Source organism: Streptomyces sp. NPDC046197 (assembly GCF_040646295.1).
In the GTDB taxonomy this organism is placed as follows: domain Bacteria; phylum Actinomycetota; class Actinomycetes; order Streptomycetales; family Streptomycetaceae; genus Streptomyces.
The window spans coordinates 1-13,406 of record NZ_JBEYZY010000072.1 but is presented as its reverse complement, the minus strand read 5'-3'; the positions used below and the strand labels follow the sequence as shown (position 1 = coordinate 13,406).

Annotated in this window: 12 protein-coding genes; 9 read left to right on the top strand and 3 right to left on the bottom strand. The window is 72.1% G+C overall.

The genetic code is table 11. From position 1 onward, the window contains the following. The first annotated feature begins 259 nt into the window (after window positions 1–259). The 5 genes from fasR (at window position 260) to fabF (ending at window position 5,457) form a co-directional block, all read left to right on the top strand. The gene (gene fasR, locus AB0A61_RS40450) at window positions 260–1,465 is read left to right on the top strand and encodes a fatty acid biosynthesis transcriptional regulator FasR (RefSeq protein ID WP_361304470.1); all 1,206 of its coding nucleotides are present in this window, start codon (window positions 260–262) and stop codon (window positions 1,463–1,465) included. An 89-nt stretch (window positions 1,466–1,554) separates the two neighbouring features. After that, window positions 1,555–2,481, top strand: a complete 927-nt coding sequence (locus tag AB0A61_RS40445) for an ACP S-malonyltransferase (protein ID WP_361304467.1) — start codon at window positions 1,555–1,557, stop codon at window positions 2,479–2,481. 21 nt (window positions 2,482–2,502) lie between these two features. Next, the gene (locus tag AB0A61_RS40440; RefSeq protein WP_361304464.1) at window positions 2,503–3,537 is read left to right on the top strand and encodes a ketoacyl-ACP synthase III; all 1,035 of its coding nucleotides are present in this window, start codon (window positions 2,503–2,505) and stop codon (window positions 3,535–3,537) included. A 102-nt stretch (window positions 3,538–3,639) separates the two neighbouring features. Next, a complete protein-coding gene (locus AB0A61_RS40435) occupies window positions 3,640–3,888 on the top strand; it encodes an acyl carrier protein (protein WP_135785772.1) in 249 nt (82 codons plus the stop codon). Window positions 3,889–4,185: 297 nt separating this feature from the next. Further along, the gene (gene fabF / locus AB0A61_RS40430; protein ID WP_361304461.1) at window positions 4,186–5,457 is read left to right on the top strand and encodes a beta-ketoacyl-ACP synthase II; all 1,272 of its coding nucleotides are present in this window, start codon (window positions 4,186–4,188) and stop codon (window positions 5,455–5,457) included. Window positions 5,458–5,526: 69 nt separating this feature from the next. Here fabF and AB0A61_RS40425 read toward each other — a convergent pair whose 3' ends face one another. Next, complete coding sequence (locus AB0A61_RS40425) at window positions 5,527–6,021, bottom strand: DUF3145 domain-containing protein (RefSeq protein ID WP_361304458.1); 495 nt, start codon at window positions 6,019–6,021, stop codon at window positions 5,527–5,529. A gap of 245 nt (window positions 6,022–6,266) precedes the next feature. On the opposite strand from AB0A61_RS40425, the gene AB0A61_RS40420 reads away from it, so the two are divergent. The 3 genes from AB0A61_RS40420 to AB0A61_RS40410 all read left to right on the top strand — a co-directional run bounded on the left by AB0A61_RS40420 (window position 6,267) and on the right by AB0A61_RS40410 (window position 9,712). Further along, window positions 6,267–7,172: an SGNH/GDSL hydrolase family protein gene (locus tag AB0A61_RS40420; protein WP_361304455.1), complete on the top strand. Its 906-nt coding sequence runs from the start codon at window positions 6,267–6,269 to the stop codon at window positions 7,170–7,172. A 29-nt stretch (window positions 7,173–7,201) separates the two neighbouring features. After that, window positions 7,202–8,173, top strand: coding sequence for an aldose epimerase family protein (locus AB0A61_RS40415; protein WP_361304474.1), 972 nt, complete (start codon window positions 7,202–7,204; stop codon window positions 8,171–8,173). Window positions 8,174–8,452: 279 nt separating this feature from the next. Next, a complete protein-coding gene (locus AB0A61_RS40410) occupies window positions 8,453–9,712 on the top strand; it encodes a pyroglutamyl peptidase (RefSeq protein WP_361304452.1) in 1,260 nt (419 codons plus the stop codon). Here AB0A61_RS40410 and AB0A61_RS40405 read toward each other — a convergent pair. Both AB0A61_RS40405 and AB0A61_RS40400 read right to left on the bottom strand, forming a co-directional pair. Beyond that, a complete protein-coding gene (locus tag AB0A61_RS40405; protein ID WP_361304449.1) occupies window positions 9,657–10,460 on the bottom strand; it encodes an EI24 domain-containing protein in 804 nt (267 codons plus the stop codon). The genes AB0A61_RS40410 and AB0A61_RS40405 overlap by 56 nt on opposite strands. Window positions 10,461–10,549: 89 nt before the next feature. Continuing rightward, a complete protein-coding gene (locus AB0A61_RS40400; RefSeq protein ID WP_361304446.1) occupies window positions 10,550–11,413 on the bottom strand; it encodes a hypothetical protein in 864 nt (287 codons plus the stop codon). Between the two features lie 225 nt (window positions 11,414–11,638). Here AB0A61_RS40400 and AB0A61_RS40395 point away from each other — a divergent pair, with 225 nt between their 5' ends. Further along, window positions 11,639–12,790 (top strand): serine hydrolase domain-containing protein, encoded by a 1,152-nt coding sequence (locus AB0A61_RS40395; RefSeq protein ID WP_361304443.1) that lies wholly within the window; start codon window positions 11,639–11,641, stop codon window positions 12,788–12,790. The last annotated feature ends 616 nt before the right edge of the window (window positions 12,791–13,406 follow it).

Genomic DNA, 13,406 nt, shown 5'->3' with positions numbered 1-13,406 from the left:
CGAGCCATCCAGCACGCGGCGCGAAGCGCTGAGCACGATCGCCGTCTCGACACCGGCGCGGGCGCCCCGCAGGCGACCGAGCCATCCAGCACGCGGCGCGAAGCGCTGAGCACGATCGCCGTCTCGACACCGGCGCGGGCGCCCCGCAGGCGACCGAGCCATCCAGCACGCGCCCGAGCCATCCCGCACGCGACCGAGTCATCAAGCCCCTCCCCCCCGCCCGCACGCACTGGAGTCCGGATAAGGCAGTCTTGTCCCCGTGCCCGAACCCGAATCCCGTAAGCCCGACGCCGTAGCCCACGGCATCCATCCGCACGCCGCGACCCTGAAACGGCTGGAGAAGTCCTCCGGATCGCTCGCCGCCCAGGCGATCGCGCGCATGGACGAGACGCTCCCGTGGTACCGGGCCATGCCCCCGGAGAACCGGTCCTGGATCGGGCTGGTCGCCCAGGCGGGCATCGCCGCGTTCACCGAGTGGTTCCGGCACCCCGACGCCCCCCAGGCCATCTCCACCGACGTCTTCGGCACCGCCCCCCGCGAGCTGACCCGGGCGATCACCTTGCGGCAGACGGTCGAGATGGTGCGCACCACGATCGAGGTCATGGAGTCCGCCATCGACGAGGTGGCGGCGCCGGGGGACGAGTCGGTGCTGCGCGAGGCGCTGCTGGTCTACGCCCGCGAGATCGCCTTCGCCACCGCCCAGGTCTACGCCCAGGCCGCCGAGGCACGCGGCGCCTGGGACGCGCGTCTTGAGTCCCTCGTCGTCAACGCCGTGCTGTCCGGCGAGGCGGACGAGGGCGCCGTCTCGCGTGCCGCCGCGCTCGGCTGGAACTCCCCCGAGCACGTGTGCGTGGTCCTCGGCACGGCGCCCGACGGCGACTCCGAGCTGACCGTGGAGGCGATCCGGCGGGCCTCCCGCCATGCCAAGGTTCAGGTCCTCACCGGCGTGCTCGGCGACCGGCTGGTCGTGATCGCGGGCGGCAGCGACAACCCGCTCGCGGTCGCCAAGTCGCTCATCGGGCCGTTCGCCGCGGGGCCCGTCGTCGCCGGGCCGATCGTGCCCGATCTGCTCGCCGCGACCCGGTCCGCGCAGGCCGCCGCGGCCGGGCTGAAGGCCTGCTCAGCCTGGCAGGACGCCCCACGGCCGGTACTGGCGGACGATCTGCTGCCGGAGCGCGCCATCGCCGGTGATCCGAGCGCCCGCGAGCAACTGGTGGAGGAGATCTACAGACCGCTGGAGGAAGCGGGGTCGGCGCTTTTGGAAACGCTCAGCGTCTATCTGGAGCAGGCGAGCAGTCTGGAAGGCGCGGCGCGGATGCTCTTCGTTCACCCGAACACCGTGCGCTACCGGCTCCGACGTGTGACTGACGTCACCGGTTGGTCGCCATCCGATGTACGATCCGCGTTCACGCTGCGGATCGCGCTGATCCTGGGGCGTCTGGCCGACGGAGATCTCCAGGCCTAGGCTTTTGTCGGGGGCCCACAAAACCCCCTCGTGTTCTTCGTCCCTGTCCCCACGGGCGGCGCTGGCCGTCCCCAAGAGAGAGTGTGAGAGTGCTCGTACTCGTCGCTCCCGGCCAGGGCGCCCAGACGCCCGGCTTCCTGACTCCCTGGCTTGAACTGCCCGGTGCCGCCGACCGCGTCGCCGCCTGGTCGGACGCCATCGGACTGGACCTCGCCCACTACGGCACGCAGGCCGACGCGGACGCGATCCGCGACACCGCGGTGGCGCAGCCGCTGCTCGTCGCGGCCGGCATCCTCTCCGCCGCGGCACTGGGTGACATCGCCGACATCGACCCGGGCGCCGTCGCGGGTCACAGCGTCGGGGAGATCACCGCCGCCGCCTTCGCGGGTGTGCTCGACGACACCGCCGCGCTGGCCCTCGTACGCAAGCGCGGCCTGGCGATGGCCGAGGCGGCAGCGATCACCGAGACCGGCATGGCCGCCCTGCTCGGCGGCGACCCCGAGGTCACCGTCCCGCACCTGGAGCGGCTGGGCCTGACGGCGGCGAACGTCAACGGCGCGGGCCAGATCGTGGCCGCCGGCACGCTCGAGCAGATCGCCGCGCTGGAGGAGAACCAGCCCGAAGGGGTCCGCAAGGTCGTCGCGCTGAAGGTGGCCGGCGCCTTCCACACCCACCACATGGCCCCCGCGGTCGACAAGCTGGCCGAGGCCGCCAAGGCGCTCTCGCCCACCGACCCGAAGGTCACGTACGTCTCCAACAAGGACGGCCGTGCCGTGCACAGCGGCACGGAGATCATCGACCGTCTGGTCGGCCAGGTCGCCAACCCGGTCCGCTGGGACCTGTGCATGGAGACCTTCAAGGAGCTCGGCGCCACCGCGATCGTCGAGGTGTGCCCCGGCGGCACCCTGACGAACCTCGCCAAGCGCGCGCTGCCCGGCGTGAAGACGCTGGCGCTGAAGACCCCCGACGACCTGGACGCGGCCCGCGAGCTCATCGCCGAGCACGCCCACGCCTGACCCCCCGAGGAGCCGACGATCATGTCGAAGATCAAGCCCAGCAAGGGCGCCCCGTACGCGCGCATCCTCGGCGTGGGCGGCTACCGCCCCACCCGTGTGGTGCCCAACGAGGTGATCCTCGAGAAGATCGACTCGTCCGACGAGTGGATCCGCTCGCGCTCCGGCATCGAGACCCGGCACTGGGCGTCACCGGAGGAGACCATCGCGGCGATGTCGCTGGAGGCCTCCGGCAAGGCCATCGCGGACGCCGGGATCGACGCCGGGCAGATCGGCGCCGTGGTCGTCTCGACCGTCTCGCACTTCAGCCAGACCCCGGCCGTCGCCACCGAGATCGCCGACAAGCTGGGCACCGACAAGGCGGCCGCGTTCGACATCTCGGCGGGCTGCGCGGGCTTCGGCTACGGTCTCACCCTCGCCAAGGGCATGATCGTCGAGGGCTCGGCGGAGTACGTACTCGTCATCGGTGTGGAGCGGCTGTCCGACCTGACCGACCTGGAGGACCGGGCCACGGCCTTCCTGTTCGGCGACGGCGCGGGCGCGGTCGTGGTCGGCCCCTCGCAGGAGCCCGCGATCGGTCCCACCGTGTGGGGCTCCGAGGGCGACAAGTCCGAGACGATCAAGCAGACCGTGCCGTGGGACCGCTTCGTGTCCACCGGCGACGTGTCCGGGCTGCCGGTGGACAGCGACGGCAACATCAAGTTCCCTGCGATCACGCAGGAGGGCCAGGCGGTGTTCCGCTGGGCCGTGTTCGAGATGGCGAAGGTCGCTCAGCAGGCGCTGGACGCGGCCGGGATCAGCCCGGACGACCTGGATGTCTTCATCCCGCACCAGGCCAATGTGCGGATCATCGACTCGATGGTGAAGACACTGAAACTGCCGGAGCACGTCACGGTCGCCCGTGACATCCGCACCACCGGCAACACCTCGGCCGCCTCGATTCCGCTCGCGATGGAGCGGCTCCTGGCGACCGGCGAGGCGAAGAGCGGCGACACCGCGCTCGTCATCGGCTTCGGGGCGGGTCTCGTTTACGCCGCGACGGTCGTTACTCTCCCCTAGGCACTCCGTGCCGGATCATGCTCTCCGGCGCGAGAACCGCACCACCCTGCCGCTGCCGCGGCGGGCGCCACACCCTCTGGATATCTACGAAGGAGCGCCGACATGGCCGCCACTCAGGAAGAGATCGTCGCCGGTCTCGCGGAGATCGTGAACGAGATCGCCGGGATCCCCACCGAGGACGTCCAGCTGGACAAGTCCTTCACCGACGACCTGGACGTCGACTCGCTGTCCATGGTCGAGGTCGTCGTCGCCGCCGAAGAGCGCTTCGACGTCAAGATCCCGGACGAGGACGTCAAGAACCTCAAGACGGTCGGCGACGCGACCGACTACATCCTCAAGCACCAGGGCTGATCGACCGATCTCCTGGGCTAGGCCCTGTCGTCGAACTCCCGCCTGCCCCGCGACGCCATGCACGCCCTCTCGCCGCGCCGGGCCCTGCCCCAAGTACATCCAGTACGAGGACCAGAGCCCGGCACACCGAGAGCCCGCACCTGGCGCCGCAGGGCCCGCCCTTCGGACGGACGACGGGAGCTTGACGACAGGACCTGAGGCCCGGGCCCGGCCGGCCGGCCGGTGTCCTGGGCCGCCTGCCCCGCCACCCGGCGGTGGCGCCGTTGAATCCTCGCATCCGTTGGAGAAAGAATTCCCGTGAGCTCGACCAATCGCACCGTGGTCGTCACCGGTATCGGCGCAACCACACCGCTGGGTGGCGACGCAGCCTCTACCTGGGAGGGGCTGGTGGCCGGCAGGTCCGGCGTCAAGCCCCTGGAGCAGGAGTGGGCGGCCGAGCAGGCCGTCCGAATCGCGGCCCCGGTCGCCGTGGAGCCGACCGAGGTCATTCCGCGGCCGCAGGCCCGTCGTCTGGACCGCTCCGCGCAGTTCGCGCTGATCGCCGCCCAGGAGGCGTGGAAGGACGCCGGCTTCACCGCGAGGGCGGGCGAGGACGACAGCATCGACCCGGACCGGCTCGGTGCGGTCATCGCCTCCGGCATCGGCGGCGTGACGACCCTGCTCGACCAGTACGACGTGCTGAAGGACAAGGGCGTCCGCCGTGTCTCCCCGCACACCGTGCCGATGCTGATGCCGAACGGCCCCTCGGCCAACGTGGGCCTGCTCGTGGGTGCCCGCGCGGGCGTGCACACGCCGGTCTCCGCCTGTGCGTCGGGCGCCGAGGCCATCGGCTACGCCATCGAGATGATCCGCACCGGCCGCGCCGACGTCGTCGTCGCCGGCGGCACGGAGGCGGCGATCCACCCGCTGCCGATCGCCGCGTTCGGCAACATGATGGCGATGTCCAAGAACAACGAGGACCCCGAGGGCGCCTCGCGTCCCTACGACGTCGACCGCGACGGCTTCGTCCTCGGCGAGGGTGCCGGCGTTCTCGTCCTGGAGTCCGCCGAGCACGCCGCCAAGCGCGGTGCCCGCGTCTACGCGGAGGCGGTCGGCCAGGGCATCTCCGCCGACGCCCACGACATCGTGCAGCCGGAGCCCGAGGGCCGTGGCATCTCGCACGCCCTGCAGAACCTGCTGGACCGCACGGACCTGGACCCGTCCGAGATCATGCACGTCAACGCGCACGCCACGTCCACGCCCGCCGGTGACATCGCCGAGTTGAAGGCGCTGCGCAAGGTGTTCGGCGACGACGCGGACCACATGGCGGTCTCCGCGACGAAGTCGATGACCGGACACCTGCTGGGTGGCGCGGGCGGTGTCGAGTCCGTGGCGACGGTGCTGGCGCTGTACCACCGGGTGGCTCCGCCGACCATCAACGTGGAGAACATCGACCCCGAGGCCGAGGCGAACGCGGACGTGGTCCGCGGTGAGGCGCGCAAGCTGCCCGTCGAGGGACGGATCGCCGCGCTGAACGACTCGTTCGGGTTCGGTGGGCACAACGTGGTGCTGGCGTTCCGGACGATCTGAGCACCGCCCGCTGATGTGTGAGAAGGGCCCCCACCGGCCGGTGGGGGCCCTTCCTCGTGTCACGGAACGTCACACCACCTGGTGCAGCCACCGGACCGGGGCTCCCTCGCCCGCGTATCTGAAGGGCTCCAGCTCGTCGTCCCACGGCTTGCCCAGGAGCTTGGCCAGCTCGGCCTCCAGGTCGCTCTCACCCTGCTGGGAGCGGACCAGGGCCGCGCGCAGGCGGTCCTCGGGGATGAGGATGTCGCCGTGGATGCCGGTGACGGCGTGGAAGATGCCCAGGTCCGGGGTGCAGCTGTAGCGCTCGCCCTCGGCGGTGGGGCAGGGTTCGGCGGTGACCTCGAAGCGCAGCAGGTGCCAGCCGCGCAGCGCGGAGGCGAGCTTGGAGGCGGTGCCGGCCTCGCCCTGCCAGGAGAACTCCGAGCGCCAGGTGCCGGGCGCGGCGGGCTGCCGGATCCAGTCGAGGCTCACACGCGTGCCGAGCACCCCGGCGACGGCCCACTCGACGTGCGGGCACAGCGCGCGCGGCGCGGAGTGCACGTACAGAACTCCACGTGTCGTCACCGGGACCTCCGGGCAGAGCGGGACATGGCGGGCGGCAGTGGCGCGACGGCCACATTGATGGCGAGGCTACCGTGCGGCGGCGCAAGGAGTGTGACGTACCGTCGCTCCCAGGGGGAGGAAACCCCCGCCATTCACCCAGGGGGACGCTTGTACGGGTGCTCGCCGTTGCATCGGGTGAGACTGGGAACCCACACGCGTTCTTCTGAAGGGGAGCACTGCACGACGACCGAGGGGATCACCAGGGGATGCGGAAGCGAAGCCACCGTAAGCGGGCCGCTGTCACCGTTGCGACGGCGGCCGTGCTGGCCACCGCGGGCTGCGACGCCATGGGTGACCATGCCTCCGGCCCGAAGGACACCGGCGCCAGAGCGTCCCGCGCGGCCGCGGCGCCGGTCCCGACGTGGAACACCCGTCCGGGCTCGATCGCCGCGGTCGGCGACTCCATCACCCGTGGCTTCGACGCCTGCACGGTGCTGTCCGACTGTCCCGAGGTCTCGTGGGCGACGGGCAGCGACGCCGCGGTGGACAGCCTCGCCGTGCGGCTGCTCGGGGCGACCGGGGCCGCGCAGCGCAGCTGGAACTACGCGGTGACGGGTTCCCGGATGGCCGATCTGACCGGCCAGATGGCGCAGGCCGCGCTGAGGAAGCCCGAACTGGTGACGGTGATGGCCGGCGCGAATGACGCCTGCCGTGCCTCGACGTCCGCGATGACCTCGGTGGGGGACTTCCGCGCCGAGTTCCAGGACGCGATGGACACGCTGCGCCAGGCGCTGCCGAAGACCGAGGTGTACGTCTCCAGCGTGCCCAACCTGAAGCGCCTGTGGTCGGAGGGCCGCACGAACCCGCTGGGCAAGCAGGTGTGGAAGCTCGGCATCTGCCCGTCGATGCTGGCCGACGCGGACGAGCTGGGCGCCACGGCGACGGCGCGGCGCGACACGGTCGAGGCGCGCGTGGAGGCATACAACGAGGTGCTGAAGGAGGTCTGCGCCAAGGACCGCCGCTGCCGCTTCGACGGCAACGCCGTCTTCGACTACCGCTTCGGCACCGAGCAGCTCAGTCAGTGGGACTGGTTCCATCCCAGCCGGAACGGGCAGGCGCGGCTCGCCGAGATCGCCTACCGCACCATCACGGCGAAGTCCCCCGCGACCTGAGGGTTTCTCACATGAGCCACATGAGCCACATGAGCGAACCGTTCGGCACGCTTTCCGACGGAACCCCGGTGCATCGCTGGACGCTGGAGCGGGCCGGAGTGCGGGTACGGGTGTTGTCGTACGGCGGGATCGTGCAGTCGGTCGAGGTGCCGGACCGAGAGGGTCGTACGGCGGGCGTGGTGCTGGGCTTTCCCGATCTGGACGGCTACCTGGCCCACCCCGAACCGTTCCTCGGCGCCCTCGTCGGCCGGTACGCCAACCGGATCGCCCGGGGCCGCTTCGTGCTGGACGGCCGGATGTACGCGCTGGTCCAGAACGACGGGCCCAACTCGCTGCACGGCGGCGACCGCGGTTTCGACAAGCGGGTGTGGGAGGTGTCGCCCGTGGAGCACGGCGTTCGCCTCACCCGGGTCAGCCCGCACGGCGAGGAGGGCTTCCCCGGCCGGCTGCGGGTCACGGCGACCTACACGCTGGAGCAGTCAGGCGCGCTGCGGATCCTCTACGAGGCGGTCACGGACGCGCCCACGGTGTTCAACCCGACCAACCACTCGTACTGGAACCTGAGCGGCTCCGGCAACACGGCCGGCCACGAACTGCGGCTCGCCGCCTCCCGGTACACGCCGGTCGGCAGGGACGGGATCCCGGCCGGCGCACCGGAGGAGGTGGCCGGGACGCGCTTCGACTTCCGGCTGCCCCGCAAGGCGGGTTCCGGCTACGACCACAACTTCGTGCTGGACAAGGGCGTGACCGCCGCGGCCCAGGAGGTGGCCGAGCTGTACGACCCGGCGTCCGGGCGGGTGCTCACGGTGGCGACGACCGAGCCGGGCCTCCAGCTGTACACCGCCGACCATCTCACCCATCCCTTCGCCTCCGGTGACGCGATCGCCCTGGAGACACAGCACTTCCCGGACTCCCCCAACCGGCCGGAGTTCCCGAGCACCGAGCTGAGACCGGGCCAGGTCTTCACGTCGGAGACGGTGTACGGCTTCTCGGTGCGCTAGTGCCCCAGAGGGGCACCAGCCGGCCCTTGTAAGCCCCGGTCCAGGGTCAGGTCCCGGACCGGGGCTGCTCGTGGGGAGGCTTCTCCCGGCTCAGACGTTAATCGTCGCCGCGCCCCGGAGACCGGCCACGAGGCGGCCCGCCGCAACCTCCTACGAACCTTTCACAAACACCCACGACTTCTCCCGAGCCACGCACCGTGGCGCAGGTCACGTCCGTCACGCGATACTGCGGCCGTCCGGCGGTACGCACCTCACGGCGACGGAAGGACCTGAACCCCTTTGAATTCTTTACGCGTTCGGATCGGCATGCTCGGTCTCGCCCTGCTGGCAGGCCTGTCGGCCCCGACGACGGCGTCCGCGACCGCCGGCGTTGCGGCTCCCGTCCCCACCGTCGAGGAGCAGCGGCTCGGCGAGGCCGTACCGCAGGAGATCCTGCGGCGCTCCGGATTCGACTCGGTGGCTCCCGAGTTCGCCCGCGAGCTGGCAAGCACGCACTCGTGTGTCGAGGCCCGGCACGTCGTCGTCCGCGAGGGGGCCGCGCTGTGGCGGCGGGCGGTCGACCGGGCGCAGGGTCGCGGGCCGGCCGGCGGGGACATCAGCCGGGACGACGACCGTCCGCTGTACTGGGCGCGGCTGGGGATGACGCGGGAAGTACGGACCTGGACACCGGCTTTCGGGCTCAGTGAGACCCAACGGGCCGCCCTGCTGGACGACCTGGAGCGGACCTCACGCGGGCAGACCGACATCCGCTACCCGCAGGGAACGGAAAGGCTCAAGCGGGTTCTGGTCACCGGATTCGACCCGTTCACACTGGACCGTGACATCCGGATCTCCAACCCCTCCGGGGCGGCCGCGCTCGCCCTCGACGGCACGGTGATCCGGACGGCGGCCGGCCCGGCGCGGATCGAGACCGCCGTGTTCCCGGTGCGCTGGCAGGACTTCGCCGACAACACGGTGGAACGGACACTGCGGCCGTACCTGCCCGGCACGGACCTGTTCACGACCGTGAGCCAGGGCCGGGTCGGGCGTTTCGACGTCGAGCGCACCAACGGGGCGTGGCGCGGGGGCTTCCCCGACAACGACAACGTCGGCAGGACCGGGACCGTCCCGGTCACCGACCCGGCCTCGCAGCCGCAGTGGACGACGACGACCCTGCCGTACCGGGCCGTCGTGGCCGCGCACACCGGGCGTTTCCCCGTGTACGACCACACCGAGGTGACGGAGATCCCGGCGGCCGGCACCGAGCCCGTGGTACGGCCGGACGGTCCGACACCCGGCTCCACGGCCCGGGCCGGAGGCGGCGGCGACTACCTGTCCAACGAGATCGCCTACCGCGCCACGCTGCTCCGGGACCGCCTCGGCCTCCACGACAGGCTTCCGGGCGGCCATGTGCACACGCCCGTCCTGCAGTTCGGCACCGGCAACACCGATCCGGCGACGGGCTCGGTCACCGACCCGGACTTCGTGCGCAACCGGCTGGACATCATCGCGCAGGTGCGGGCGATTCTGACGGTGGCGGTGGCTGCGGCGTCGGGGTGACCGTCTCCTCGCCGAGCAGGTCGCGGGCGAGCAGCGTCGCGCCCGCGACCGCGCCCGGCATCAGGAAGACCGCCACGAACGGGACCAGGAAGGCCAGGCCCAGCGGCGTGCCGAAGCCCCAGACCAGGGTCCGGCGGGAGCGGAGCAGGGCGAGGCGGGCGCGCAGTCCGACGCCCCGGCGCTGGAGGGCCACGGCGGTCAGCTCCTCGGTGAGGAAGAAGCCGGTGACCAGGAAACCGAGTACCGGCACGGCCGTCTGGCCGACGAACGGCAGGAAGCCGAGGGCGAAGAGGAGGACGCCCCACAGGGCGGCCCGGACGACGATGCGGAGGCTGTCGCGGGCCGAGATCCACAACTCGCGCCAGAGCGGCAGGCCGGACTCGGGCGCCGTGCCGTCCGGGGACGCCTCGCGGTCCACCCGCTCGGAGAGGTTCTCGTAGAAGGGCTGGCCGATCAGCAACGTCACGGCGGTGAAGGTGACCACGGCGAGGAGGAGGGCGAGGGCGAAGAGCACGGCGGTGAGGAAGCCGCGGAAGAGGCCGAGCCAGGGGCCCGGCCAGCCGTCGGCGAAGGGGGTGGCCCAGGTCACGGCGTCCTCGCCCCACAGGGCGAGCGCGGTGAGTGCGACCGCGTAGAGGACCAGCGTCACCAGGCCGGGGAGCAGGCCGAAGCCGTACGACCTGCCGTGCCGGGCCATCCAGCGCTGGCCCTTGAGGAGATACCTGAAACCCGCCCCGAGATCGTGCATGCCTCAACTTTATCGGGGTGTGCTTGTCTGCTGATCGGTCCCGGCGGGGCCTCCTCGGGCCGGTCCGGTCCGGTCCCGGCCGAACCGGTTCAGACCGGCGTGACCGCCACGACCACTCCCCCCTCCCCCGCCGGGCTCACCGCCGCCGACACCCTGACCGCCGCCTCGCGTGCCACCCGGCCCGCGCGGGAGGCCGTGCTCAGCAGAAGCGGCTGGAGCTGTTCCAGCCCGGCCACGAGGAGCTCCTCCCCTGCGACCAGGACCGGGCGGGCCGCCTTCGTCGCCTCCGCCGCCGCCTCCGTGAGGTCGGCCAGGGGCGGCAGGGCGGTGCGCACCACGCCCGCCCCGGCGGCCGCCGCCCGTTCGGCCAGCGCGGCCTGGAGCGGCAGCAGCGGGGCCAGCGCCGTGGTCAACGCGTCGGCGATGCGGCGCAGTTCGGGAGTCGAGTCGCGCAGCACCTCGGCCGCGGCGCGGATCACCGGGGCGAGGGCCAGCAGCGTGCCGGCGGCCAGGCCGGCCGCCGCGGGCAGCAGCGGCGACATCGCCTCGACCAGCTCGCCCAGCACCGCGGCACACTCCTCGACCGCCGGTTCCACCGCGTCCAGCACGGGCAGCAGGCTGTCGCCCAGCGCCGCCAGCAGCGCCTGCGCCGGCTCGCTCACCGGGTGCACCGCCAGCGGCGAGGCACTGGTGCCGAGCCGGGTGAGCGTGTCGACGACGCGGTAGAAGGCCTCCTGGGCCTGCGGCGAGGCGCTGGCCTCGGCGAGTTCGGCCGTCGTCCGGCGCAGCACACGCAGCGCCTCGGCACCCGAACCGTCCCGAGGATCCAGGGTGTTGATCGCGATCCGGGTGATGTTCTGCACCGTGTCCAGGAGTTGGCCGGTGATGTCCGTGGTACCGCGTGCCATGCGCAGCACGGCGTCCCTGCTGGGGAGCGTAGGAATCGTCGCCATGGCCCTCTCCTCGCCGCACACGCACCCGGTACCGGTCCCTCGCGCCGGCGCCCGCCCCCAGCATGCCCTGTGGAACCCTCCCGCCGTGCTCCGTCCGGGACATCGGTGACATCAACGCGCTCTCGGCGCGGTTGAGTCGAACGGGGGCACCTCGCCGTACCGATTCCCGGGAAACCCTTTGTTCACTGTGTCACCAGCGAGCAGCGGTCAGGTTGAGGAGAGCGGATGACCCAGGAGATCCACGGCACCGTCGCCGACGGCTACGAAGCGGTGCGCGAGGAGTTCGCCGCGTTCGTCGCCGGGGAACGGGCCGACTACGAAGGACAGCTGTGCGCGTACGTCCACGGGCGGCAGGTGGTGGACCTGTGGGCCGGGGCGGAGAACGACGGGACCTGCCTGTACGCGGTGCACTCGTCGGCCAAGGGCGCCGCCCACCTCGTGGTCGCACTGCTCGTCCAGGACGGCACTCTGGAACTGGACCGCAGAGTCACCTACTACTGGCCGGAGTTCGCGGCCGAGGGCAAGGGCTCGCTGACCCTGCGCGAGCTGCTCGCGCACCGGGCGGGCCTGGTCGGGACCGACACCGGGTTCACGCTCGCCGAGCTGGCCGACGACCGGGTGATCGCCGAACGTCTCGCGGACCAAAGGCCGTTCTGGCGGCCGGGCACCGGGTTCGGCTACCACGCCCTGGTCATCGGCGCGCTCACCGGCGAGATCGTACGGCGTGCGACCGGCCGTACGATCCAGGAACTGCACGAGGAGCGCATCCGGGCCGCCTACGGCCTGGACTTCTTCCTCGGCCTGCCCGCGTCCCAGGAGCCCCGCTACCGCACCGTGCAGCCGATGACGCCCACGCCCGAGCAGCAGGCCGAGCTCGACAAGCAGCACACCGGTCCGCACACGCTCTCCGCCATCGCCTTCAACCTCCACGGCAGCGAGCCGACCGACCTGCAGACCCTGCCCAACGAACGGCTGATCCGCGCCAAGGGCCCCGCCTCGGTCGGCGGGGTGGCGTCGGCCCGCGGGCTCGCTGGGCTGTACGCGGCGGCGATCAGCGAGGTCGACGGCGAGGCGCCGCTGCTCAAGCCGGACACCGTGGCGGAGTTCGGGCAGTTCCACTCGGCCGGGTACGACCTGGTGGCCCGGGCGCACAGGTCGTACGGGCTGGGCTTCCAGGCGACCGCGGACACCTGGCACCCGTTCCTCGGCGCGGGCGCGATCGGGCACAGCGGCGCGACCGGCTCCCAGGCCTTCGCCGACCCACGCAGCGGCCTGGCCTACGGCTACACCCGACGCCGGTCCGCCTTCCCCACCGGTCCGGCACCGGAGAACGACCGCCTGGCACGAGCGGTACACACAGCCGCACTGGCGAGCTGACCCAGTGGGCTGAGGCGGCCCAACGGCAAGAGCCCACCAAGTCCCGCCGCCCCCAGGCGCCGGCCGTAAGGGGGCCGAAGGGGCGCGCCGGAGCCGGGGCCGGCTGAGTGCCACAGGGGCGCTGGTGTCGGGTGCCGGCTGCGCCTGCCCTGCTACGGCCCAAGGGCAAGAGCACACCAAGTCCCGCCGCCCCCAGGCGCCGGCCGCGAGGGGGCCGAGGGCGCGTGGCGGTGCCGGCTGAGTGCCACAGGGCCCCTGGTGTCAGGGGCCGACTGTGCCCGCCCCTCCAACCAACAGCAAGAGCCCACCCAGTCCCACCACCCCCACGCGCCGGCCGCGAGGGAGCCGAAGGGGCGCGCCGGGGCCGGCTGAGTGCCACAGGAACCCTTGTGTCAGGGGCCGACTGTGCCCGCCCCTCCAACCAACAGCAAGAGCCCACCCAGTCCCACCACCCCCACGCGCCGGCCGCGAGGAAGCCGAAGGGGCGCGCCGGGGCCGGCTGAGTGCCACAGGAACCCTGATGTCAGGGGCCGACTGTGCCCGCCCCTCCAACCAACAGCAAGAGCCCACCCAGTCCCACCACCCCCACGCGCCGGCCGCGAGGAAGCCGAAGGGG